The sequence below is a fragment of the Streptomyces collinus Tu 365 genome (assembly GCF_000444875.1).
Classification (GTDB): Bacteria; Actinomycetota; Actinomycetes; order Streptomycetales; family Streptomycetaceae; genus Streptomyces; species Streptomyces collinus_A.
Window position 1 is genome coordinate 7,164,922 of sequence record NC_021985.1, and the last position, 23,890, is coordinate 7,188,811.

The 23,890-nt window shown below is 74.7% G+C and carries 20 protein-coding genes and 1 tRNA gene; 7 read left to right on the forward strand and 14 right to left on the reverse strand.

From position 1 onward, the window contains the following. Nucleotides 1-170 precede the first annotated feature (170 nt). The 4 genes from B446_RS31095 to B446_RS31110 form a co-directional block, all read right to left on the reverse strand. Nucleotides 171-698, reverse strand: a complete 528-nt coding sequence (locus tag B446_RS31095) for an NUDIX hydrolase family protein (RefSeq protein ID WP_020943415.1) — start codon at nucleotides 696-698, stop codon at nucleotides 171-173. A gap of 42 nt (nucleotides 699-740) precedes the next feature. Next, the gene (locus B446_RS31100; RefSeq protein ID WP_419184180.1) at nucleotides 741-1,895 is read right to left on the reverse strand and encodes an amidohydrolase family protein; all 1,155 of its coding nucleotides are present in this window, start codon (nucleotides 1,893-1,895) and stop codon (nucleotides 741-743) included. Next, the gene (locus B446_RS31105) at nucleotides 1,892-3,295 is read right to left on the reverse strand and encodes a glutamine synthetase family protein (protein ID WP_020943417.1); all 1,404 of its coding nucleotides are present in this window, start codon (nucleotides 3,293-3,295) and stop codon (nucleotides 1,892-1,894) included. The genes B446_RS31100 and B446_RS31105 overlap by 4 nt, the downstream gene beginning before the upstream one ends. A gap of 73 nt (nucleotides 3,296-3,368) precedes the next feature. Beyond that, entirely contained in the window at nucleotides 3,369-4,178 is an 810-nt protein-coding gene (locus B446_RS31110) for an SAM-dependent methyltransferase (protein ID WP_020943418.1), read from the reverse strand. Between the two features lie 161 nt (nucleotides 4,179-4,339). Between B446_RS31110 and B446_RS31115 the strand changes: the two genes are divergently transcribed. Then, complete coding sequence (locus B446_RS31115; RefSeq protein ID WP_020943419.1) at nucleotides 4,340-5,200, forward strand: Cof-type HAD-IIB family hydrolase; 861 nt, start codon at nucleotides 4,340-4,342, stop codon at nucleotides 5,198-5,200. 422 nt (nucleotides 5,201-5,622) lie between these two features. Here B446_RS31115 and B446_RS31120 read toward each other — a convergent pair whose 3' ends face one another. From B446_RS31120 to B446_RS31130, 3 genes are all read right to left on the reverse strand, one after another. Further along, complete coding sequence (locus B446_RS31120) at nucleotides 5,623-5,967, reverse strand: DUF3140 domain-containing protein (protein WP_020943420.1); 345 nt, start codon at nucleotides 5,965-5,967, stop codon at nucleotides 5,623-5,625. 50 nt (nucleotides 5,968-6,017) lie between these two features. After that, nucleotides 6,018-6,503 carry a Dps family protein gene (locus B446_RS31125; RefSeq protein ID WP_020943421.1) on the reverse strand — a complete coding sequence of 162 codons (486 nt, stop codon included), beginning with the start codon at nucleotides 6,501-6,503 and terminating at the stop codon, nucleotides 6,018-6,020. A gap of 80 nt (nucleotides 6,504-6,583) precedes the next feature. Beyond that, nucleotides 6,584-7,381 carry an alpha/beta hydrolase gene (locus B446_RS31130; protein WP_020943422.1) on the reverse strand — a complete coding sequence of 266 codons (798 nt, stop codon included), beginning with the start codon at nucleotides 7,379-7,381 and terminating at the stop codon, nucleotides 6,584-6,586. A gap of 156 nt (nucleotides 7,382-7,537) precedes the next feature. On the opposite strand from B446_RS31130, the gene B446_RS31135 reads away from it, so the two are divergent. From B446_RS31135 to B446_RS31150, 4 genes are all read left to right on the forward strand, one after another. Further along, nucleotides 7,538-8,725, forward strand: a complete 1,188-nt coding sequence (locus B446_RS31135; RefSeq protein ID WP_020943423.1) for a thiolase family protein — start codon at nucleotides 7,538-7,540, stop codon at nucleotides 8,723-8,725. A 95-nt stretch (nucleotides 8,726-8,820) separates the two neighbouring features. Continuing rightward, nucleotides 8,821-10,332: a long-chain-fatty-acid--CoA ligase gene (locus tag B446_RS31140; protein WP_020943424.1), complete on the forward strand. Its 1,512-nt coding sequence runs from the start codon at nucleotides 8,821-8,823 to the stop codon at nucleotides 10,330-10,332. Between the two features lie 118 nt (nucleotides 10,333-10,450). Next, the gene (locus tag B446_RS31145; RefSeq protein ID WP_043476787.1) at nucleotides 10,451-11,242 is read left to right on the forward strand and encodes a sulfite exporter TauE/SafE family protein; all 792 of its coding nucleotides are present in this window, start codon (nucleotides 10,451-10,453) and stop codon (nucleotides 11,240-11,242) included. A gap of 74 nt (nucleotides 11,243-11,316) precedes the next feature. Then, nucleotides 11,317-12,066 carry a cobalt-precorrin-6A reductase gene (locus tag B446_RS31150; RefSeq protein WP_020943426.1) on the forward strand — a complete coding sequence of 250 codons (750 nt, stop codon included), beginning with the start codon at nucleotides 11,317-11,319 and terminating at the stop codon, nucleotides 12,064-12,066. Nucleotides 12,067-12,092: 26 nt separating this feature from the next. Here the strand turns inward: B446_RS31150 and cobF are convergent, their stop codons facing one another. Both cobF and B446_RS31160 read right to left on the reverse strand, forming a co-directional pair. Beyond that, nucleotides 12,093-12,872 (reverse strand): precorrin-6A synthase (deacetylating), encoded by a 780-nt coding sequence (cobF, locus tag B446_RS31155; RefSeq protein ID WP_020943427.1) that lies wholly within the window; start codon nucleotides 12,870-12,872, stop codon nucleotides 12,093-12,095. Nucleotides 12,873-12,970: 98 nt separating this feature from the next. After that, complete coding sequence (locus B446_RS31160; protein ID WP_020943428.1) at nucleotides 12,971-13,507, reverse strand: DUF309 domain-containing protein; 537 nt, start codon at nucleotides 13,505-13,507, stop codon at nucleotides 12,971-12,973. A gap of 105 nt (nucleotides 13,508-13,612) precedes the next feature. On the opposite strand from B446_RS31160, the gene B446_RS31165 reads away from it, so the two are divergent. Further along, nucleotides 13,613-13,686 (forward strand) — tRNA-Pro (locus tag B446_RS31165). A gap of 347 nt (nucleotides 13,687-14,033) precedes the next feature. Here B446_RS31165 and B446_RS31170 read toward each other — a convergent pair. From B446_RS31170 to B446_RS38450, 3 genes are read right to left on the reverse strand one after another with little or no spacing between them, the layout of a single operon-like run. Further along, entirely contained in the window at nucleotides 14,034-14,903 is an 870-nt protein-coding gene (locus tag B446_RS31170) for a hypothetical protein (protein ID WP_020943429.1), read from the reverse strand. Beyond that, on the reverse strand, nucleotides 14,900-17,197 hold the full coding sequence (locus tag B446_RS31175; protein WP_020943430.1) for a WD40 repeat domain-containing protein: 2,298 nt from the start codon (nucleotides 17,195-17,197) through the stop codon (nucleotides 14,900-14,902). Before B446_RS31175 ends, B446_RS31170 begins: the two co-directional genes overlap by 4 nt. Next, on the reverse strand, nucleotides 17,194-19,269 hold the full coding sequence (locus tag B446_RS38450; RefSeq protein WP_148305757.1) for an AAA family ATPase: 2,076 nt from the start codon (nucleotides 19,267-19,269) through the stop codon (nucleotides 17,194-17,196). Before B446_RS38450 ends, B446_RS31175 begins: the two co-directional genes overlap by 4 nt. A 359-nt stretch (nucleotides 19,270-19,628) precedes the next feature. Between B446_RS38450 and B446_RS31180 the strand changes: the two genes are divergently transcribed. Next, complete coding sequence (locus tag B446_RS31180; protein ID WP_020943432.1) at nucleotides 19,629-20,789, forward strand: macro domain-containing protein; 1,161 nt, start codon at nucleotides 19,629-19,631, stop codon at nucleotides 20,787-20,789. A gap of 33 nt (nucleotides 20,790-20,822) precedes the next feature. On the opposite strand, the gene B446_RS31185 is transcribed toward B446_RS31180, so the two are convergent. After that, on the reverse strand, nucleotides 20,823-22,475 hold the full coding sequence (locus B446_RS31185; RefSeq protein WP_020943433.1) for a hypothetical protein: 1,653 nt from the start codon (nucleotides 22,473-22,475) through the stop codon (nucleotides 20,823-20,825). Beyond that, nucleotides 22,472-23,890: a protein phosphatase 2C domain-containing protein gene (locus B446_RS31190; RefSeq protein WP_020943434.1), complete on the reverse strand. Its 1,419-nt coding sequence runs from the start codon at nucleotides 23,888-23,890 to the stop codon at nucleotides 22,472-22,474. The genes B446_RS31185 and B446_RS31190 overlap by 4 nt, the downstream gene beginning before the upstream one ends.

Below are 23,890 nucleotides of genomic sequence, written 5' to 3' on the forward strand. Positions count from 1 at the left end.
CTCGCACGGGTGACCGCCTTCTCCCCAGCCCTCTTTACCAGGGTTTTGGTGCTTCTGGTGCAGGTGTTGCCATGGCGGTCCGTGAGCCTGAACACCGCCTGAACGCCTCGACGAAAGCCCTGTTCGGCGGCGCGACCGGCCTGATAGACAGGCCGGTCGGCCGCCGGTGCTCAGGACACCACGCCCACGTGCGCGAGCGCCTGCTTCAGCAGCACCCCGTGCCCGCCCGGCATCTCCCCCTGCACCGCCGCCGAGGCGGCCTCCTGGGGGCTGAACCACACGAGGTCCAGCGCGTCCTGCCGGGGCCGGCAGTCGCCGGTGACCGGGACGACGTAGGCGAGGGACACCGCGTGCTGACGGGGGTCGTGGTACGGCGTGACGCCGGCCGTCGGGAAGTACTCGGCGACCGTGAACGGCTGCAGCGAGGAGGGCACCCGGGGCAGCGCGACCGGGCCGAGGTCCTTCTCCAAGTGGCGCAGCAGCGCGTCGCGGACCCGCTCGTGGTGCAGGACGCGGCCGGAGACCAGGGTCCGGCTGACCGTTCCGTCCGGGCCGATGCGCAGCAGCAGTCCGATGCTCGTGACTTCGCCGCTGTCGTCCACGCGCACGGGCACGGCCTCGACGTACAGGATCGGCATACGGGCCCTGGCCATTTCCAGCTCGTCCGTGGTCAGCCAGCCGGGCGTGGTTTCGGTCATGTCAGACATTGCTTGATCATACTTTCCGGGTGGGGCGCGCGCTCAGTCGCGGGCCGGATCGTTCTCGGGCAGTCCGTACAGCCGGCGGGCGTTGTCGCGGCCCGTCCAGGCCGCGATGCGCAGGGCGTCGGACAGGCTCAACTCGTCGGCGTCCACCCGGGCTTGGAGCATTCCGGCCAGTCCCTGCCGGAAGGACAGCGCGCCCAGGTGGTGGAACTCGGCCACGCCGTAGGCGTCGGAGCTGTACAGCAGTTTGCGGAACGGGGTGATCTCCAGTGCCTCCTCCAGGACCGCCCGGGCGCGGGCCGGGCCGGTGTGGTGCAGGGTCAGGCCGACGTCCAGGTGGACGCGCTCGAACACCGCAGCCAGGTAGGCGGCCTGACGGTGGTACGGCCAGCAGTGCAGCAGCAGGACCGGGACGGTGCCCGCCGTCAGGCGCAGCCAGTCGGTGAGCAGGGCGGGGTCGGCGTGGTGCAGCCGCAGGTCGGCGTCGCCGAAGCCGGTGTGCAGTTGCAGCGGCAGGCCCAGGTCGACGGCGGTCCACAGCAGGTGCCGCACCAGGACCGGGTCGGTCAGGCGTCCGCCGCGCGCGAGCCAGCGTCCCGCGGCCCGGGTCACCTCCGCGGCCGCCGGGCGTTCGGGGTCGAGGGCGAAGCCGGTGCGGTAGGCGGCCACCGACTTCACGGCGACCACGCCCGGCCGGTGTACGGCGTCCTCGGCGGCGGCCCGGAACCCGGCCGCGTACGCGCCTGCCGTCACCCCGCGCGCCGCCAGTTCCTCGGCGACCCGTTCGAGGCGGACCACCTCGTGGGCGGTGGCACCGGCCGCCCCGGCCAGTTCGGCGGGGGAGGTGCCGGGGTGCGGGGTGTACCCGGTGTCGACGCAGAGGGCCTCGACGTGCGCGGCGGTCAGGAAGCGCCGGTTGACCTCGTGGGGGCCGAGGTCGGAGCGCCGGGCCAGGTAGTCGGCGGCGGGCGCGTGCCGGGGCAGGTCGAGCAGGGGCGCGCAGTGCCGGCGCACGGCCACGCCGACCGGGGTGTCGAAGGGGGAGACGCCGGGCCAGGCCCCGCCCTCGGTGAGCAGCGGCTCGAACCGCCCGGGCGGCAGGTCGGCCGTGGACACGCCGTGGCAGTGGTGGTCGACCAGGGGCAGCGCCCGGAGGAACTCGTGGACGGGGCCTGCGGCGGGCACGGTCAGTACTTCCAGCGGTAGGCGGCAGCCACCCGCGCGTCGTCCAGCCCTTCGACGGCCGCCGCCTCCCCGAGCCGTACGGCGGTCACCGCGTCCGCCAGGACCGGGCCCAGCGCGGCCCGCAGCACCTGGTCGGCCCGGAACTCCTCGACGGCCGACGGCAGCGACCGCGGCAGCCGCCGTACACCGAGGGCGGCGGCCTCCTCGGCGCCGTAGCGGGCCGGGTCCCCGGTGATCTCCCCGGGCAGCGGCAGGGACGCCGTCAGCCCGTCGAGTCCCGCGGCGATGACGCAGCCCAGCGCGAGGTAGGGATTGGCGGCCAGGTCGACCGGCTTGACCTCCAGGTTCGCCTCCTGGTCCCGGCGGCCCGCGGTCCCCGTGACGACCCGCAGCGCCGCCTCGCGGGTCTCCAGGCCCCAGGCGGTGAACACCCCCGCCCACTGCGAGGGCTTCAGCCGCAGATAGCTGGCCGGGCTCGGCGCGGTCACCGCCGTCAGGGCGGGCAGGTGGGCGAGGATCCCGGCCGCGAACGACTCGGCCTCGGCCGTCATGCCGTACCGGCCGGTGCCGCCGGAGTGCAGGTTGACCCCGCCGCGCCAGCAGGACAGGTGGAGGTGGCCGCCGTTGCCGACCCCCTCGGCGAGCACGGCGGGCGCGAAGGAGACGCGCAGGCCGTGGCGCCCCGCCACCGCCCGGATCGTCTGCCGCGCCAGCACGCTGCGGTCGGCGGCCGCCACCGGGTCCAGGGCGCCCACCGACACCTCGAACTGGCCGGCCGCGTACTCGGGATGGAGCTGGTCGACGTCCACGCCCTGGGCCGCGAACGCCGCGAGCAGGTCGGCGGTGAAGTCGCTCAGCTCCACCTGCCGGGCGGCGCCGTACGCCGGTCCGGCGGCCGCCGGGACGAACGCGTCGCCGGGCGCGGTGCCGAGTCCGACCGACCACTCGATCTCGACGGCCGCCCGGAAGGCGAGCCCGTGCCGTTCGGCGGCGTCCGCGACCATCCGGCGCAGGAACGTCCGGGAGCAGCCGGGGTGCCGCTCGCCGTCCTGGGTGATCCGGTCCACCGGCGCCCACGCCCAGCCCGGCTGCCCGGCCAGCGGCACCAGCCGGTCGAGGTCCGGGTAGAGCCGCAGGTCGCCGTCGGGGGAGCCGAGCACGTCGGTGGTGACGATCGAGTCGTCGGCGAGGAAGGTGTCGAACACCGGCGACATGCCGACGCCCCACGACACCGCGGCCTCCAGGCGTGCGGTCGGGACGGTCTTGACCCGGCCGACGCCCGCGGTGTCCACGTAGGCCAGGACGACGCCGTGCACCTTCCGGGTGGCGAGGTCCGCGGTGAGCGCGGCGACCCGGCCGAGGTCGCCGGGGCGCCCGCCGGGCACCGGATCGGCCAGGGTGGTCATACGTCCTCCTCGGCGTGAACGGGACGGCGAGCGGCCGGGGCGGAGCACGGGCTCGGCCCCCGCACGCTCCGGGTCAGGGTTTCACGGCCACCACGCCGTACTGCGGCACCGAGGCGGCGTCGGACCCGGCGCGCCACCGCGAACACGGCACGAGCCCCGGCTCGACCGGCTCCAGGCCGTCGAGGAACGCGGCGATCTCGGCGCGGCTGCGTGCGGTGATCGGCGGGGTGGCGTTGGCGTTCCAGAACTCCATCGCCGCGACGTTGCCCTCGCCGCCCACCTCGGCGTCGAAGGTCGGGTGGGTGAGCGCCAGATGGCTGCCGGAGGGGACCGCGGCCATGACGCGCCGCACGATGTCCGCGGCCTCGGCGCCGTCCAGCACGAAGTTGAGGATGCCCAGCATCATCACGGCGACCGGCCGGTCCAGGTCCAGGGTGTCGGCGGCGCGCCGGACGATGGCGTCGGGGTCGCGCACGTCGGCGTCGACGTAGTCGGTGACGCCCTCGGGGGAGCTGGTGAGCAGGGAGCGGGCGTGCACGAGCACGATCGGGTCGTTGTCGACGTACACGATCCGCGACTCGGGCGCGATGCGCTGCGCGATCTCGTGGGTGTTGTCGACGGTGGGCAGCCCGGTGCCGACGTCGAGGAACTGGCGCAGCCCGCGCTCGGCGGCCAGGAAGCGCACCGCCCGTCCGAGGAAGTCGCGGTCCGCGCGGGCCACCGCCCGGATCACCGGGAACAGCCCCGAGACGTGCTCGCCGACCCGTTGGTCGACCTCGTAGTGGTCCTTGCCGCCGATCCAGTAGTTCCAGACCCGCGCGTTGTGCGCCACGCTTGTGTTCAGCCGCGCCGATCCGGCCGTCGGCGAGGGTTGCTCGGTCACGTGTCCGCCCTTCTCGCGCGCTCGTCCGCCGTCATTGTGCCGCCCCCTTGATCGCGCTGTCCCGGGAAACGCGCAGCGTGGTCGCCCGGCCACCCTCCGGGGCGTCCCGGGGCGTTTGAAACACTGGACTTCGTACCCCGTTCAACCACCGGAAGCAGGACATGCCCGCCACCCCCGCGTCCCTCCTCGAAACCCTCGTCCCGCCCGCCGTCCCCGCGGACATCCGGCTCGTCGTCACCGACATGGACGGCACCCTGCTGGACGACGCCAAGCGGATGCCCGACGGGCTGTGGCCCGTGCTCGCCGAGCTGCGCCGGCGCGGCGTGCTGTTCAGCCCCGCGAGCGGCCGTCAGTACGCCACCCTGGCCCGGCAGTTCGCCGAGGTCGCCGAGGGCATGGTGTTCATCGCGGAGAACGGCACCTACGTGGTCCGCGACGGCGTGGAGCTCGGCTCCGACCCGCTGGAGCGGTCCGTCGCCGCCAGCGTCGCCCGGACGGTACGGCGGCTGGCCGCGGACGGCGTCGACGTGGGCGCCGTGGTCTGCGGCAAGCGGTCGGCGTACGTCGAGCGGGCCGACGAGGCGTTCCTCGCGGAGGTGCGGAAGTACTACGTGGAGCACCGGGTCGTCGAGGACGTCACCGCCGTGGAGGACGAGGTGATCAAGGTGGCGCTGTTCGACTTCGGGCCGGTGGAGCGGACCACCGCCCCCGCCCTGGAGGCGTTCGCCGCCACCCACCAGGTCGTCGTCTCCGGTGAGCACTGGGTCGACGTCATGAACGGCACCGCCAGCAAGGGGGCCGCGTTGCGGGGTCTGCAGCGCGAGCTGGGCATCACGCCCGCGCAGACGATGGTGTTCGGGGACTACCTCAACGACCTGGAGATGCTGGACGCCGCGGACTGGTCCTTCGCCATGTCCAACGCCCACCCGGAGGTCGTCCGCCGCGCCCGCCACCTCGCCCCGTCCAACAACGACAACGGCGTGCTGCGCACGATCTCCCGGGTCGTCGGGATACCGCTGTAGGCCCTGCCGCGGGGTCACCGAGCGGGCTTCACGCGCACCGCGCCGTACAGCGAGACCGGTCCCGCCGGGTCCGGGTCCTCCTCGGGCCGCCAGCGCGCCACCGACACGATGCCCGGCGTCCAGCAGGTCCAGGCCCTCGAAGAAGGCGCCCACCTCGGTGGGCGAGCGGGCCGGAGGCGGGCGGGTGGTGTCGATCTCCTGGGCGGCCGGTCCGGTCCCCGTCACGTGTCGCTCCTCCGCTCGGCCGTCCCCGGGGCGCCGGGGCGTGCGAGCAGTCCGACACGACCTCGGAGGTGCGCCGGAGGCACTCTTCGGCCAGGTCCGGGCCGGGATCGGCCACCGACACGGCGACCGGTGGGGCCGGTCGGCGTCCGGGCGGGGACGGGCTCGCGCCCGTCCCCGCCCGGACCGCCGCGTGCGGGTTACGGCTTGAGCGGGTCGTGGCCCAGGGTCATCAGGCGGTGCCGGAGCCGGGTGTCCTCCTCGGTCCGCTCCGGCAGCGGCTCGTCCTCCAGGTCCACCAGGTCACCGACCGTGTCGACGACCTTGTACATCACGCGGACATCGTCGTCGGTGAGGTCGGTGCGGCGCTTCTGGAGGATGGCGAGGACGTGCTGCCCGGTGGGCGAGCCGGCCTGCTCGGGCAGCGGCTCGCTCTCCTCGTCCGCGTCCCGGACCCGGAGCCAGGCCGCCAGTTCCTGCGAGGTCATGTTCACCACGCGGTGGAAGTCCTCCCACAGCGCTTCCAGTTCGAGTGCGTCGGCCACGGGTTCTGTCCTTCCGTGCGGGGCCGGTTGGCTGCGTGCTGCGGGCGGGGTCAGCCGGCGTCGCCGGCCCGGTTCTCCGCCTCGAACATCCAGCGCTGCTTCTCCAGGTCGGCGGTGATGGAGATCAGCAGGTCCTGGGTGACCGGATCGGCCTGCTCGGTGGCCTTGATCCGCTCGCGCAGCCGGCCGATCGCCGCCCCGAGGGCCGCCACGGTCAGCTCCACCACCTCGGTGTCGCGCAGCCAGCCGCTCTTGGCGCCGGGCAGGGCGAAGGTGGCGGCCACGGTCTCGGGCCGGCCGTCCGGCGGGACGCCCAGCGCGGCGGCGCGCTCGGCGACCGTGTCGGAGTGGGCGCGGGCCGTCTCGACGACCTCGTCCAGCTGGAGGTGGATCGACCGGAAGCGCGGGCCCACGATGTTCCAGTGCGCCTGCTTCCCGACGAGCGAGAGCCCTAGCAGGTCCACCAGGGTCTCCTGCAGGGCGGTACCGGTGACGCCGAGCGCCTCCTCGGACAGCGTGCTCCTCACCACGGTCATGGTGCGTACGTTCCCTTCCGTCATCCGACGTGCGTCCGGTGACGCGGGTGCCCGGTGCGTTCCGGGGCAAACGTCGCTGATCAGCCGGGCAGCACCCGGTCCAGGAAGGCGATCACCTCGGCGTGGACGGCCGCCCGGTCCGTCTCGTGGAACACCTCGTGCCGCGCCCCGGCGAAGATCCGTTCGGTCGCCCGGCCGCCGGCGAGGCGCTCCACCCCGATCCGGCTCCCGGCCGGCGGCACCAGCCGGTCGTCGTCCCCGTGCAGCCACAGCAGCGGCAGCGCGCCGATGCCGCCGCCCTCGGCGACCGTGCGAAGGGTCCGTACGAACGCCTGGAGCGTCGGGCGCTTCATCGGGCCGTGCCAGACCAGCGGGTCGGCGGCGTAGGCGGCGCCCACGGCGGGGTCGCGGGAGAGCGCGCCCGGGCTGATCGGGGTGTCCGGGATCTCGTCCAGGGCGAGCAGCCGCCCGGGCAGCTCCCAGACGCCGATCACCGGCCCGGACAGGACCAGCGCGCTCAGCTCCTCGCCGTACCGCTGGGCGTAGCGGGCGGCGATCAGGCCGCCCATGGAGTGGCCGACCATGACGAGCGGCAGTCCGGGGTGCGCGGCGCGGGCCAGGCCGGCCACCCGGTGCACGTCCCCGACCACGTCCTCGAAGTCCTCGATCACCACCCGCTCGCCGGCCGACCGGCCGTGCCCCACGTGGTCGGGCCCGTAGACGGCCGCCCCGTACCCGGTCAGCACGCCCGCCAGTTCGTCGTACCGGCCCGCGTGCTCCCCGTACCCGTGCACGACGACGACCAGCAGGCGTGGCGCCGGGTGCGGCCACTCCCGTACGGCGATCCGGTCGAGGAGGTGTTCGCGGACCTCGGTCATCTCTCCTCCAGCGGTGGCGGGGAAGGTACCGGGGGATCTTCCCAGGGAGCCGGTCGGCGGTCTATAGTCCAAAACTAGCAGTGCTAATTAACTGGCGCTGTCACCCCAGCGTAGGTTCGTGCTGATCCACAGCGTCGTCGGTCAGGAGTCCATGCCGTGCGTCCCGTCCACTTCGCGGCCGCCCGCCGCACCCCCATCGGCAAGCTCCGCGGCGCCCTGTCCGGCGTGCGGCCCGACGACCTCGCGGCGAGCGTGATCCGCCACCTCGTCGCCGAGGTGCCCGCGCTCGACCCGGCCCGCGTCGACGACGTCTACTGGGGCGCCGCCAACCAGGCCGGCGAGGACAACCGCAACGTCGCCCGCATGGCCGCGCTGCTGGCCGGCCTGCCCGAGTCGGTGCCCGGCGCCACCGTCAACCGGCTGTGCGCCTCCGGACTGGAGGCGGTCACCACGGCGGCCCGCACGATCGCCGCCGGCGAGGCCGACATCGTGATCGCGGGCGGCTCGGAGTCCATGAGCCGCGCCCCCTTCGTGCTGCCCCGCCCCGACGAGGCCCTGCCGCACCGCATGGAGACCGTCGACACCCGGCTCGGCTGGCGCCTGGTCAACCCCGCCATGAAGGACCTGCACGGCCTGCTCGCCATGGGCGAGACCGCCGAGGAGGTCGCCGGACGGTACGGCATCTCCCGCGACCGGCAGGACGAGTTCGCCCTGCGCAGCCACCAACGAGCCGCCGCCGCACGCAAGAACGGCCACTTCGACGACGAACTGCTGCCCGTCGAGCGCCCCGACGGCATCACGGTCGACCAGGACGAGTGCGTCCGCGAGGACACCTCCCTGGAGAAGCTGTCCCGCCTCAAGCCGGTGTTCCGCGCGGGTGGCACGGTCACCGCGGGCAACGCCTCACCGATGAACGACGGCGCGGCCGGTCTCCTGCTGGTCAGCGAGGAGGCCCTGAACGAGCTGGGCCTGGAGTCCCTCGGCCGCTACGTCGCCGGCGCCTCGGCCGGCGTCCACCCGGACGTCATGGGCATCGGCCCGGTCCCCGCCACCCGCAAGGCGCTCGCCCGGGCCGGCTGGGACGTCTCCGACCTCGGGGAGGCCGAGTTCAACGAGGCGTTCGCCGCCCAGGCACTCGCCTGCGTCGACCAGCTCGGCATCGACCCGGACCTGGTCAACCCCAGCGGCGGCGCCATCGCCCTCGGCCACCCCCTCGGCTGCTCCGGCGCCCGCATCCTGACGACCCTGCTGCACCGGATGCGCCGCACCGGCGCGGACCGGGGCCTGGCGACCATGTGCGTCGGTGTGGGCCAGGGCAGCGCGGTGCTGGTCGAGGCGCACTAGGGCACCTTCCGCGGCAGGCGCCGGCCGCACCAGCACGGGGGCCCCGGCAACGGGGATCGGTACACGAGTCGCAGCAAGAAACGGAGCACCACCCCATGGCCACCCTGTCCGTCGCCGCCGTCCTCGCCGAGAACGCCCGGCGCCGCCCCCACAAGACGGCCCTCGTCGAAGGCGATCTGCGGCTCTCCTTCGAGCAGGTCTGGCAGCGCTCCCTGTCCCGGGCCGGCGCCCTCACCGGCCTCGGCGTGCGGCCCGGTGACCGGGTCGCCCTGATGGCGCCCAACACCGCGGAGTTCCCCGTCGCCTACTACGCGATCGCGGCGGCGGGCGCGGTCGTCGTCCCCGTCCACCTGCTCCTGACGGCCCCCGAGGTCGAGCACGTCCTCAAGGACAGCGGCGCCACCCTGCTCCTCGTGCACCCGGGGCAGGCGGCCACCGGCCGGGCCGCAGCGCAGGCCCTCGGGATCCGCGCGGTCGAGCTGGGCGGCGAACTGGACCGGCTCGCCGCCGACGCCCGGCCGCTGCCCACGTACGTCACCCGCGCCGCCGACGACCCGGCGGTCGTCTTCTACACCAGCGGCACCACCGGCGTCCCCAAGGGCGCCGTGCTCAGCCACTTCAACCTGGTCATGAACGCCACCGTCAACGCCTTCGACGCCAACGACATCCGCGCCGACGACGTCGCGCTCGGCGCGCTCCCGCTCTTCCACGCCTTCGGCCAGACCGTCTCGCTCAACTCCACCTGGCGGGCGGGCGCCACCCTCGTCCTGCTGCCCCGCTTCGACGCGGCCCGCGCCATCGAGCTGATGGTGAAGGAGGGGGTCAACACCTTCCACGGGGTGCCGACCATGTTCGTGGCCCTCGCGGCCGCCGCCGGGGCCGCCGACGCCCTGCCCGAGCTGCGCGTGTGCGTCTCCGGCGGGGCCTCGCTGCCGGTGGCCGTGCTGGAGCGGTTCGAGGCGGCGTTCGGCGCGACCGTGTACGAGGGGTACGGGCTGTCGGAGACCTCCCCGACGGCCACCGTCAACCAGCCCGTCTTCGGCACCCGGGCCGGCACCATCGGCCACCCCCTGTGGGGCGTCGACGTGGAGATCGCCCGCGCCGAGACCGAGGACCGCGTCGAGCTGCTGCCGCCCGGCGAGCTGGGCGAGGTCGTCGTCCGCGGCCACAACGTCTTCTCCGGATACCTCGGCCGCCCCGAGGCCACCGCCGAGGCCCTGGTCGACGGCTGGTTCCGCACCGGGGACCTCGGCACCAAGGACGAGGAGGGGTTCCTGCGGATCGTCGACCGCAAGAAGGACGTCATCATCCGCGGCGGCTACAACGTCTACCCGCGCGAGGTCGAGGAGGTCCTGGCCCGGCACCCGCAGATCGCCCAGGTCGCCGTCATCGGCCTGCCCGACGAACTGCACGGCGAGGAGGTGTGCGCCGTGGTCGTCCCCGCCGAGGGCACCGCACCCGACCCCGCCGCCCTCACCGAGTGGTCGAAGGAGCACCTGGGCCGGCACAAGTACCCGCGCCGCGTGGAGTTCACCGACACGATGCCGCTCGGCCCCAGCATGAAGGTGCTCAAGCGCGAACTGCGGACCCGCTACACGGGCGCCTGAGCCCGGCACCGGCAGACCCCCGCCGGGCCCGGCCCGGCAGCGCCTCGCGGCCGGGGCCGTCCCGCGGGGCGGGCGGGTCCGCGGCAGGCGGATGCGTGCGCATAGCATCGGCCTCCGCATGAACACGATGACGCTCTGGCACATATCCGGCTGGGAGTTCGCCGCCCTGGCCTTCGCGGCGCTGCTCGTCGGCTTCTCCAAGACCGCCGTCAGCGGGGCCAACACGGTCAGCCTGGCGATCTTCGCGGCGGTCCTGCCCGCCCGCGCCTCCACCGGCGTGCTGCTGCCGGTCCTGATCGCGGGAGACGTCCTGGCCGTCCTCACCTACCGGCGGCACGCCCACTGGCCCACCCTGTGGCGGCTGTTCCCGGCGGTGGCGGCCGGCGTGGTCCTCGGCACGCTGTTCCTGCTGTGGGCCGACGACGGCGTGGTGCGCACCTCGATCGGCGCGATCCTGCTGCTCATGGCCGGGGTCACGATGTGGCGGCGGCGCCGGGCCGCGGCGCCGGACGGTCGGGAGGAGCCCGACGAGCCGGACACGGTGACCACCCGGACCGGCCGGATCAAGGCACGCTCCTACGGCGTCCTCGGCGGGTTCACCACGATGGTCGCCAACGCGGGCGGCCCGGTGATGTCGCTGTACCTGCTCTCCGCGGGCTTCCGCAAACTCGGCTTCCTCGGCACGTCGGCGTTCTTCTTCCTCGTCGTCAACGTGTCCAAGGTGCCCTTCAGTGCCGGGCTCGGCCTGATCGACGGCCGCTCCCTGCTCCTGGACGCGGCGCTCCTGGTGTTCGTCGTGCCCGGTGCGCTGCTCGGCGGCTGGGCCGTGCACCGGATCGACCAGCGGCTGTTCGAGCGGCTGGTGATCGCCGCGACCGTCGTGGGCGGCGTACAGCTGCTGCTCCGCTAGCCGACGGCCGCCCGGAGGGCCCGGCGGGCCACCCGGCCGGCGGACCGGCCCGTACGACCTCGTACGCTCCCCCCATGTCCCCGCACGTGCTGATCCTCGGCGGCACCACCGAGGCCCGCCGCCTCGCCGCCGGCCTCGCCGCCCGCCCGGGCGTCCGGGTGACCACCTCGCTCGCGGGCCGGGTCACCCGCCCGGCGGCCCTGGCCGGCGAGGTACGCACCGGCGGCTTCGGCGGCGCCGACGGCCTCGCCGACTGGCTGCGCGCGCACCACGTGGACGCCCTCGTCGACGCCACCCATCCGTTCGCCGAGTCGATCACCGCGAACGCGGTCCGCGCCGCCGCGGCCACCGGCGTCCCCGCGGTCGTCCTGCGCCGCCCCGGCTGGCGTCCCGGCCCCGGCGACCGGTGGCACGAGGTCGCCTCCACGGCCGCGGCCGCCGAGGCGGTGTCCCGGCTCCGCCCGGGCAGCCGGGTCCTCCTGACCACCGGACGCCTCGGCCTCGCCGCCTTCGCCCACCTGACGGAGCAGCACTTCGTCACACGGTCCGTCGAACCGCCCGCGCCGCCCCTGCCGCAGCACACCGAAGTGGTCCTGGCGCGCGGCCCGTTCACCGTCGCCGAGGAGAGCGAACTGCTGCGCGCCCACCGCGTCGACGTCCTGGTGACCAAGGACAGCGGCGGCGAGGCGACGGCCGCGAAGCTGACCGCCGCGCGCGCTCTGGGGCTGTCCGTCGTCGTCGTACGCCGGCCCCCGCTGCCGGAGGGGGTGACCGCGGTGCCGGACGTGGCGGGCGTGCTCGACCGGCTGGGGTTCGGCGGCTGAGCCCCGCGGGCCCGCCGCCGTGCCGGTCAGCCCTCGTCCCGACCCGGGTGCCTGCGCAGCAGGTACGTGTCCATGATCCACCCCTTGCGCTCGCGCGCCTCCGCCCGCAGCCGCTCGATGCGCGGACCGGCCTCGGCGAGCGGCCCGGAGACGAGGATCTCGTCCGGCGTGCCGAGGTACGCGCCCCAGTAGATGTCGATGTCGTCGTCGGCGTACCTGCGGAAGGTCTGGTGCGCGTCCAGCATCACGACGACGTCGTCCACCCCCTCGGGGAAGCCCTCCGCCAGCCGCCGCCCCGTGGTGATCTGCACCGGCCGCGCCACCCGGTTCAGCCCGGTGCGGTGCCGGGCGACCAGCGAGGAGACGCTGCTGATGCCGGGCACCACGTCGTACTCGAACTCCACCGCGCCGCGGCCCAGCACCTCCTCCAGGATGCCCAGCGTGCTGTCGTACAGGGACGGGTCGCCCCACACCAGGAAGGCCCCGGTGCCGTCCTCGTCCAGCTCCCCGGCGATCAGCCGCTCGTAGATCTCCGCGCGTGCGCTGCGCCAGTCCTCCACGGCCGGCGAGTACGAGGCGCCGCCCGCCGCGCGGTCCCGCTCGGGGTCACGGACCTCGGCCACCCGGTAGCCGCCCCCGGGCAGGTGCGCGTCCAGCATGTCCCGGCGGAGCCGGGTCAGGTCACTCTTCACCTCGCCCTTGTCGAGCAGGAAGAACACGTCCGTGCTCCGCAGCGCCTTGACCGCCTGCAGGGTCAGCTGGTCGGGGTCGCCCGCACCGATACCGATGACATGAATCTTTCGCACGCCCCGAGTCTGCCGTACGCCCCCCGGCGCGGGTGCGGCGCCTCCGGCCGCGGGTGGGACGCCTGCGCGCGCCCCGCGCCGGCCGCTCGGCCGCCCGCTCAGAAACCGAGCCGAGGCGCCTCGGCCACCGCGTCGACGGGACCCGTGCCCGACTCCACCCGCCCGGCCAGCTCCCGCGCCCACACGACGAGCCCCGCGACGCCGATCCCGTAGGGCCGGTCCTCGCCGGTGGCGGCCGACCACTCCGCGACCGCCCCCGCGCCGCGCCGCAGCAGCCGCGCCCCGCCGGTGGCGTTGCCGCGGGCCGCGTGCGTGAGCCCCACCGCGAGCTGGGCCAGCCCCCGCCACAGCGCGCGCTCCTCGCCGGGCCCCGCCTTCCAGGCGTCCTCGAACACCTCGTGGGCGTGGAAGGGCTTGCCCGCCTCCAGCAGCGCCTGCGCCTCCACGACCGTCTCCCGCGGGGTCCGCACGATCCCTTCGGGCTGTCGCTCGACCCCTTGCGTGCCGTACGGCAGCGGCCGCCCCAGCCCGTCCCGCGGCCGGGCGTTGCGCGCCCGCCCCTCCGGGTCCCGGTCCCGGCCGCCCGTCGTCCCGCCCGTGCCGCCCGCGTCGCGCGTCTCACCCGTCTCGCCCATACGACCGATTGTCCCCGCCCCGCCCCGAACCCTCTTCGGCGCACCCCCGCGCGTGGGGTAAAGTGCTGTTCGCGCGATCACGCGGGTCACCGCGAGTGAGCGCATCGGGACGTGGCGCAGCTTGGTAGCGCACTTGACTGGGGGTCAAGGGGTCGCAGGTTCAAATCCTGTCGTCCCGACTCGTGAGAGTCGCAGGTCAGGGGCCATTTCAGAGCAGATCTGAAGCGGCCCCTTGATCATTCTTGGGGACCGGTTGGGGACCACCGCACGTGACTGGGCCGAAGCGCGCCTTGACCCGGTCGAGGTGCGCCGAGCGGCTTGTCATGGTGCGAACGGCGGCCCTCGACAGGCCGATGGCCGTACGCCGACGCTCATCAGCAGCGGTCGGCACTCGTGCCTGGGTTCCGGGTCGCTGGGAGAAGACCGGTGTCGGGGCGCCGTCGTTCTGACTGCGGTGGAGAGACTGACGTCGCGTCAGGGGGCCTGAGGCGCCGGCCGAAGGGGGACTGGGCGGTCTCCGTCCGCGTCACAGGCCGGCGTACGGACCTGTGACCGCCGCCGTGGCCGCGCAGGACAGGTAGTTCTTCGCGTGGTGGAATCCGTAGCCCGCGTGCACGGTGTCCGTCAGGTCGAGGCCGATTCCCCGGAACGCGCGGCCGAGCCCCGGAGGGATGGCCACGGGGTCGCCGGGGTCCGCGATGTTCACCCACCGGCGCACGCACGCGGGCCGCTCGCCGCGGCGGCCCTCCGGGCCGTCCTCGGGGCGGGGCAGCAGCCGGTCGAATACGGCGCGCGGCATCGCCAGCGGAGAGCCGACGGTCAGCAGCAGTTCGACGTCCAGTTCAGGATGTGCGTGCAGCGCCTCGTAGGCGACGACGGAACCGAGGGAGTGCGCGATGACGATCCGGGGCCGGTGCAGGGCAATCCGCGCGCCCACCTCCTCGCGGGCGGCCGTCCGGGCGGAGTCGTTGTCATGCCGCAGATAGGCGGCCACCTCGCGGAAGAAGACCCGGATGAACAGCCGGGTCAGCCGGCCGTCCAGGCTGAAGCGTTCCGCCACCCAGGCCGCAGCGTGGCGCAGGGGAAGCGTGAGCGCGCCCTGGCTGACCGGCCGCGGGGCGTCCAGGGCGTCCAGCCACTGGGCCATCAGCTCCCGGGCGAGCGGGTCGTCCAACTCCTCCGGGTCCCCGTCCCCCTGGGGTACGGGGCCGGTGCGCAGCAGCGGCGCGTAGTAGGCGAAGTCCCAGTCGAACGCCGAAACGGGCACCTTGAGGCCGGACGCCAGATGCGACGCCCAGTCGGCCGCGCAGGCGGCGCGCACGGCGTCCGGGGTGCGGCGGCGGTCGAGATGTCCGACACCGTGCACACCGACGATACGGACCGGGGTTGTCGTCATGAGGGCCTCCACGCCGCGGGGGTGAGAGTCAGGGCGATCACCTCGTGCCCCATGCCGAGCACGATGTGCCCTTCGGGGCCTGCGCCGACGCTGTGCGGGACGTCGGGCAGGGCGAGAGTGGTCAGGCATCGTCCGTTCGCGAGGTCCCACACCCGGGCCGCGCAGTCGTAGCCGGTGGTGATCGCCCACGTGGTGTCGCCGCGCACCAGGGCGGCGATGCCTGTCACGCCGTCGGTGTGCCCCTCGAGCGCCGTGGGCTCACGGGGGTCGCTCAGGTCCCAGACCCGTACGGCGCCCTCACTGTTCCCGGTGACCGCGACGGGCAGGCCGCCGAGGGTGGTGGCCGCGACGGCGGTGACGGCTGGCGCGTCGCGGTCCAAGGGGACCGTCGCGGCCCGCTCGTCGCCCAGGTCGGGGTGCCAGTCGGCCCCCGACGCGGCTGCGAAGACGGCGGCGAGCCGGTCACCGACGACCACGACGTCGATTGTCCGTACCTCCTGGGCGACGACACTGACGGCGCGTCTGAGGGCCACGTCCCACACCCGGACCGTGCCGTCCGCGGCGGCCGTGACGGCGAACGGTCGCTCGTGCAGGACCGCCAGACCGACCCCTGTCACCCGTTCGGTGTGGCGGGTGAACACCGCCGTTGTCCGGCCGCTGACCGCGTCCCACACACGCGCGGTCCGGTCGGTGCTGCCCGTGAGGGCGACAGGCCGCCCGGCCACGACGGCCATGGCCACACTGGTGATCGGTCCCCGGTGCCCTTCCAGCACCGTTCTGGTGGTACCGGCGGTCACGTCCCACACGCGTGCCGTGTGATCGCGGCTGCCGGTGACCGCGAGCGTATGGCCGTCGGCCGAGGCGGTGGCCGCGTCGGTGACCGCGTCCGTGTGGCCCTGCAACCCGACCACGGTGCTGCGCGCGGAGAGGTCCCAGACCTTGACGGACCCGCGCTCGCCCGCGGTGACGACGACGGGCCAGCCCGCCGGGTCGGCCACGGCCACGCCGGACAGCCACTGCGAACTGCGGTCCACGGTCGTGGTGGCGGCGGTACGGCCCGTGGACAGGTCCCACACCCGGGCTGTCCCGTCCCTGCTGGAGGTGACGGCGACAGGACGGCCGTCGAGGACCGCGGCGGCCGCGCCCGTCACCCAGTCGGTGTGCCCGACGAGGACCGTTTCCTGACGGCCGTTGATCAGGTCCCAGACGCGTGCCGTGCAGTCCCGGCCGGCGGTGATCGCCACCGGTCGGCCGTCCATCACGGTCAGGGCCGCTCCGAGGACCCAGTGCGTGTGGCCGGTCAGGGTGAGACCCGGGCCGTGCGGTCCGGTGTCGAGGTCCCAGACGCGGGCCGTGCCGTCGTAGCTGGTGGTCACTGCCACGGGCCAGCCCTGGAGCACCTCGGCGGCCACCGAGGTCACCGGGGCGGTGTGGGCGGGCGGGAAGGCCCTGGGGTGGCTCTCCGCGAGCAGGTCGGCGGCCAGGTCCCAGAGGTGGACCGTGCCCGCGTACGCAGTGATCACCGCGATCGGCCGGCCTTCCACGAAGGCGGTGCCCACGCCCGTCAGCGGACCGGCCAGGACGCGCTGGACGGAGATGGTGCGACCGGTGGCCAGGTCCCACACACGAGCGGTCCCGTCCCAGCTGGAGGTGACGGCGACCGGCCGGCCGCCGGCGATCGTCACCGCCACCGCGGTCACGGCGCTGGTGTGCCCTTCGAGGGTGTGGGTGGTGAGTCCGGTGGCCAGGTCCCACACCCGCACTCTGCCGCCGTAGCCGGAGGTCACCGCGACGGGCTGCCCGTCGAGCGCCGTCAGCGCTACGCCGGTGACCTCGTGGGTGTGACCCTCCAGCGTGGCGCTCAGGGACGTCGCGGCCTGCTGGCTGGTTGCCCACCGGTGTTCCCAGTCGCTGCCGCGTGCCAGCTCGCGGCCGAGTTCGAACGCCTGGAAACGTGCCGCGTCCAGGGCCAGGATCTGCCGCCGCTGGTACGGCTGGAGGCGCCGGTGGGCGCTGTAGGAGGCCCGGTAGACCATCGCGGCGACCCGGGCGTCCCGCGCGCCGGCGCTGCTCAGGATCTCGGAGACCGCCTCCGGGTCCGCCTCGACGAGGAAGTCCGCGTCCAGCAGCAGGTCGTCCGCCCGGCTCGCCCGTACGGCGTGCTGGGCGGCGTGCCGCAGCAGATAGGGGTCGGCGACCTGCCAGAGGCGCCGGCCTTCCCCGGCGTCGGGTACGGAGTCCAGCAGACGGGCGTAGACCGCTTCGGCGTACGGTGACCGGATCGGCGCGTTCAAGCCCCGTCCCCCCTGCCCAGGTCGTGCGGATCGGCGCGCAGGCGTTCGGCCAGGCTCTCGTGGAAGAGCCGGTACAGCGTGGTGCCGTCGACGTCGACATCGCGCCGCAGGTAGAAACGGGCCTGGTCCAGGGCCTCGCGGACGAGCGCGGGCTTGAGCGGCTCGCTTCCGGCGGTCTGTGGGCCGACCGCGACGTTCTGCGGGGCGAAGGCGACGGCGGCGTGGGCGAGGACGCGCTCCGGCATGCCCAGCCCCTCTGCGTGGGCCAGGGCCGCGAGCACCGGGCGCATCCATGGCCGGTCGCCCGGGCCCGCCAGGTCCAGGCGGAGCAGCTCGGTGAGTTCCCGGGGTGTGGCGAGCCCCAGTTGCCGTGCCCGGGCCGGGTCGCTCTCGACCGGCAGGGTCAGGAGATGCCGCAGATAGAGGCCGGCGACGAGGAACTCGCCCCACTCCAAGGGCTGTTCATCGGCCTGGCCGGCTTCTCCCGGGGATCCGACGAGCCGGACGGCGATGCCTGCCGCGAGCTCCCGGGCGGCGGCCGCGTTCTCCTTGTGCTCGTAGGGGCCGCCGCCGCTGGCCAGCAAGTCCCGGACGTACGTCTCCAGACCGGTGCGCAGGTCGTCCCGGTCGGCCGCGTTGAGGTCGATCAGCAGCCCGTCCCGCATGGCGATGTCCAGCAGCACGCCGAACGGCGGCTCGGGTCGGGTGCCGATCAGAAGGCGCACGCCGTTGCCGCGCGTGGCCTCCTGGGCGAGGGGAACGAGCAGTGCCCGGACCACGTCCGCCGGCCGTTCGGCCTCGTCCAGGGCGTCGAGCACGAGCGTGGCGGGTTCCTTCGGGTCCGTACCGGCGAGCCGCGCGAGCCCTTCCGCGTCCCATCCGCCGGTCGGCCTGTCCTCGGGGCGGGCCCCGAGCTGACGGGCAAGGGAGTCGGCTATCTCCTCCAGGTTGCGGCGGCGCGCGTGCACGACGGCGAGCCGGCTGTTGGCCGCGGGGCGGTGCGGCAGGGGCAGCCACAGGTGCTGGGTGGTGGTGCGGAGCGCGGGATGGGCGGCGCAGACCGTCACGCCCAGCAGGGCCGACTTGCCCACGCCAGGCTTGCCGGTGACGACGCCGAACCGTGGGCCCGCGCCGTCGAACCACTCGGTGAGTTCGGCGGCCTCCTTGGCGCGGCCCCGGAAGTAGCCCTGGGCGAGCCCTCGATCCAGGGCTTCGGCGCCGGCGCCCCGCTTCATGAAGTGCAGCGGGTCGAGCGCCTCGTCGGCCAGCGGTGCCAGGTCCTCGTCCAGCTCGGCGGAGAGGCCGGCCCCGGCACGGTATTCGGGGTTGGGAAAGAAAGGCAGGTGGTCGAGCGTGTCGAAAAACGGGATGTGGCTTCCGGCGAGCTCCTGGGACAGGCCCTCCGCCGCGTTGAGCCGCGCCACCTTGCGCTTGATCTCGCGCACGACCGTCGGCAGCGGGATGTAACGGCGCGAGGGGTCCGCACGGAGAAGGCCGTCGCGGTACTCGTTCAGCACCGCCGTGGTGGCGCGGCTGAGCCGGTAACCGAAGGCCCTGTCCCTCGCCCCGGAGGCGGCGATCACCCAGGCTCGTCGCTCCAGGGTGCTCATCTGGTGGTGCCAGGGGAGTTCGGCGGCGACACCGGAGTGGCACAGGTCGAGGATGAACAAGGTGAGGGGTCGGACCTTCTCCGGGTGCGACTCGATCAGGCTGATCCACGCGACGACGGGATCGTCGAGGTTGCGCCCGTCCCGGCCCACCGCGTGCAGCGTGCGCTCGCCGGAGGCGGCGATCCGGCCGTGCGCCACCAGGTGCACGACGAGTACGGCGGTGTTGTCGTCCGGCATGGTGATCGCGGCCCGGATCCGGCCGGACGGGTCGCCGTCCCCCGCCCCGACGGATGAGGGCGCGTCGCCGCCGGCGGGGGGAGGCCGGTAGCCGAAACGTGCCAGCGCCTTCGCGACGTCCGCGGCGCGGCGCGGGGCTTCGGCGAGCGGGTCGAGCTCCTGCTGTTCCAGCGACGGCGGTCCGTCCTGACCGTCGTCGTCGATCGAAAGACCGATCGTGAGCATCGTCCGCAGCACAGAACCCCCGGCCCCCGTCGTCGTTTCCGCCCGGCCGGCTCCCGCCGTCCGCACGCTCGCGCGGACAGCGTCGCGGCCGGGACATCGAGCGATTTTCGCAGGCTCGTCCCCCCGTCACCACCGAGTCCGGGACATTCGTCACGGGGGCAGGGGAGGGGGAGTTGTGCGTGCGGGGCGGAGCGGGGTGCGGGGGCCGCAAGCCGAACTGCTCCCGCGGTCGCGAGCCGCTCCGACCAGCCCCGCGATCGATAAGCGGACGACGCCCGACGGATGCACCGTAGGTTGTGCCGGTGCCCGGTTCCGCGGAGTCGGTTGCCCGGTCCCGGGCGGACGGCCATGCTGGAGCGATGACCGTGGGGGAGGCGCCGGCAGCGCGCCGGACGGTACTCGACGCAGTGGTCGACGACCTGCGCACAATCCGTGAACTGGGACTGGCGCGCCTGCACGAGGCCGAGCCGGCGGCGCTGCGCGAGGTGCTCGCCGCGCGCTCGGCCGCCCCGGCCGGGACGGCCCCGGTGCCGGACGACGGCGCGGCGGACGCCGCCGCGATCGAGGAGGCCCTGCGCCGGGCCGCGGGCAGCCTGGACTCCGCGCAGTGGCGTACGGCCGCGCTGGCCACCTTCGGCTTTCTGCCCGGCACCCGGGAACTGACGGGCAAGGAGCGCAGGGAGCGTGCCGCCGCCGCCTTCGAGCGGACCGTGGACCACTTCCGCAAGGAGCCCGAGAGACTGCTGGTCCGTCAGGTGGCGCAGGCCCTGCTGGAGAACCGCGCCCCGGCGCCCGCGGCCGGCCGCTCCGCACCCGACGGGCGGACCGGAGCCGTGGTGTGCGGGCCGCTGGTCCCGGCCCGCGCCGGCCGGCACCCGGTGGCCACGGCCTTCCCGCACGGCACCGTGACCGTCACCCTGCACGTGACCCCCATCGAACTGCTCGAAGGGGTCGACGTCCTGGTCTCCTCGGAGAACGTCTACTTCGAGATGTCCAAGACGTTCCGGCGCACCGTCTCCGGCAGCCTGCGCAGGGCCGGGGCGACGAAGGACGCGGGCGGCCGGATCGTCGACGACGTGATAGCCCGTCAACTGGGCGCCTGGAGCGCGCACACGGGAGCCCCGGCCCCGCCGGTGGCCGCGGGCACGGTCGCCGTCACCCAGCCGGGGGAGCTGAGCGCCCGCGGCGTGCGCCGGATCTTCCACGCGGCGGTCGCCGTCCCGTCGGCGACCGGCGACGGCTACGAGACCGCTCCGGAGGCCGTGGCCGCCGCGGTCCGGCGGGTATTCGAACTGGCGGGAGCCGAGCGCCGCTCCGGCCGGGTACGGCTGCGGTCCGTCGCCCTGCCGCTGCTCGGGGCGGGGCGCGGCGGGCTCGACGCGCGGACCAGCGCCGAGACCATCCTCGGAGCACTGGAGGCGGTACTGGCCGCCGACCCCGACTGGTCGGTGCACCTGGTGACCCGCAACCCGCTCAGCGCCCGCGCCGTCCTGGACGCGCTGGCCGCCCGGCGGCCGTGAGACCGCTCATCCCGCTCGACCCGCTCGGCTCAGTCAACTCCCCTCGTGAAGACGGTATTTGTCCTTCTTCGCATGGGGTTGCTCGACGATGACCCAGCCGTCCCGGATGACGTACCGGATCTCCCCGCTACGGGCGCTGTAGCCCTGCGCGGTGGCCTTGGCGGAGATGGTCATCTCCTGCTTGCCGTGATGCTTGCCGTGACTCCTCCCGGGGCGCAGCCAGGAGCCGTCGTAGTAGATCTTCCCGGCCCCGGTCCGGCACAGGACGATGTGGTGCAGGGACGTGGTGTAGTCGTGCAGCAGCACCGCTCCGGAGCCGTGCGGGATGCGGGCGGCCACGTGTTTCGGGCAAGGGGTGAGGCCGCCGGGCGCGAGGCGGGTGCTGTCCGTCCGTGTGCCGTCCAGGCCGGGAACCGGGAAGAGGTGGAAGACGGCGCCGGCGGCCGTTCCCGCCACCAGCAGCAGCCCGATCGCCGTCAGCCCCCAACCGACCGCCCGGCCGCGCCGGCGCCGCACCTGGGGCGGCGGCGCGGGCGGAGACGCGGGCCGCCGCCGGTTGGGCAGCCGCGGCGGAGTGGGAACGGGCGGCGGCGGGAGAGGCTGTCGTCGCACCGGCTGCCGAACCGGCACGGGAGGCCCGGGGCGTGGCTGCGGCGGTGGCTGCGGCTGGGGGCGGGCCGCCGGGACGCCGCCGGTGGGCCGGGGCACCTCGTTGCGGCGGTGTTCGGCGTACCGCTCCAGGGAACGGATCGGGCCGCCGCGGTACCCCCGCCCCCGTTCGAGGAAGACCTCTTCGAGTGCGTCCCGCCACTCGGTCGCGGTGGGCCGCTCGGTGGTGGCGTGCGGATGGTCGAGCGCACGCTTGAACAGCTGGAGCAGGTCCCTGTCGAGGTCTGCGGGGAAGCCCTTCGCCTGCGCCCAGTCGGTGCCCGGCGTGCCGATCCACCGGGGGCCGCCGGGGTTGAGGAACAGCCCGCGGTAGAGCGCCAGCGCCAGCGCGAACCTGTCGCTGTAGCGGTCGTGCGCCGGAATCCGTCCGGAAAGACGGCGGGGGTCCGTCCACTCGGCGGTGGCGACCCCCTGCCGCGGTGCGGGCTCCCACGGCGTCAGACCGTCGCAGTCGATGAGGTAGGCGTGGGTGTCCCGCTCCCGCCAGACCAGGTTCTTCCAGGACAGGTCCCCGTGGCTGAGCCTGCGCTGTTCGAGCTCCGCGAAGACGTCGCAGGTGCGGATCAGCACTCCCAGGCGGACCTGGGCCGGCGGGGGCGGCGGGACGGAGCGGGCCAGGCACAGGAAGTCCAGGGTGCGCGGCCGCAGACCGCCGTCGGGCCGGCGGAACATGAAGGAGTCGGGGATGAGCGGGAGGATCACCCCCGCGACGCTGCCGCGCGCACCGTGTATCACGTCGAGGGGCCAGTTGATGGAGGACTCCGCGGTGGTCGCGAGTCCGCCCGCGCCGCCGCTCCGCTCGGCGCGGCGCAGGGTGTCCTGCCCGTTCAGGGCCAGGGCGTGCAGCCGCCCGACCTCGGGTCCGGCGGGGAGCGGCGTCAGGTACTGCTTGTAGGCGTACGGCCGGCCGGCGGAGTCCGCGCAGCGGTACAGCACGGCCTGGCCGCCGTCCTTGTTGAGCGGATCGGTCTGGACGTCGTACCACCGGCCCGACCGGCCGGCGACCTTGCGCGTCACGCTCTCCCCCCGGTGCTCGGCGGCCAGAGCACCAGGGCGGTGCGGTCGTCGTGCGAGCCCCCGCGGCGGTAGCGCAGCGAGTCGGCCATCGCCGTCGCGTCGCAGGGCCGCGACCAGCACGCCGCCAGCCAGTCCCGGACCCCTGGTGAGCCGTAGACGTCCTCGGCGAAGCCGTCGGAGCCGAGGACCAGCGTGCCACCGGGGCCCTCGGGCAGCCGCGCGTACTCGGCGGCGTCCGCGGGCGCCGGGTGCGGCAGCGCCGCGGACACCTTGTTGAGGGGGCCTTCCTCCCGGGGGAAGACGGTGTCCCACGCCCCGTCGGTCAACGTCAGCACCGCGCAGTCGCCGACCCGGGCGGCCCAGCCGGTCCCCTCTGCCGGCACCAGGACCAGCACGGCCGTGCACGCCAGGTCGCGGTCGGCCAGCGCGGGCAGGACCGCCGCCCGCACGTCCGCCAGCCGGGCGCACGCCCCACCGAGCACGCCGCCCAGCACCGCGTACGGATCGGCCGCCAGGTGTTCCGCGGTGACCGGGCGAGCCGCCTGGCAGAGCAGGCTGGACAGCAGGACGGCGCCCAGCTGGGAGGTCAGGGGTCGTGAACCCAGTCCGTCGCAGACCACGGCCACCAGCAGGGAGCCGTCGTCCGAGACCGTGAACTGGTAGGCGTCCTGGGCGGTCGTGCCGCCGTTCAGGTGCGACTGCCCGGCGAGACTGGCCGCGCCGAGCCAGCGGTTCCGCAGCAGGCCCGCGTCGGCCCGCACTCCTGGGAGGGAGGTCTCCACGGCGGAGAGGCGCGGCAGCGGCAGGGACTGGAGGTGGCCGATGCGCGGGGCGTCGGTGGGCAGCGTGCGGGGCGGCCGGGCGGTGTCGGCCGCGGTGGGCTCGGCGAGGTGGGGAACGGCGCGACCGGAGCCGGGCGCTGCGGGGTCGGGCTCCGTGGAGCGGACCGCCCCCGAGCCGGACTCGCCGAAGCCGGGCGCCCCCGAGCCGGAGTCGTCGCAGCCGTGCGGCCGGGAGCCCGGGGGGTCGGAGCGGGAGATCCCGGAGCCGGATGCCGCGGAGCCGGGTGCCTCGCTTACGGACGCGTCGGAGCCGGATGCCTCGCTGACGGACGCCTCGGAGCCGGGTGCCGCGGAGTGAGCCGGGCCCGGTGCCGGCTCGCCGGTGGGGCGCCCGGCCGCGGGGCCGCCACCGGCGTGGGCACCGGCGGCCGTCCTTCCGCCGGCGGTGCCGTCGCCTCCGTCGCCGTCCGGGCGGGAGCCGTACCCGCGGTTCCTGGTGAGAGCGGTCCGGCCGTCCCCCGGCGCGGTCGGACCGCTCCCGCCGACCGCAGGACCGTCGCCTGCGAGCGATGGTCCTGTGGCGGTCCGGGCGCCGCCGGGGCCCGGGCCCCGGCCGCGCAGCCACTTCAGCAT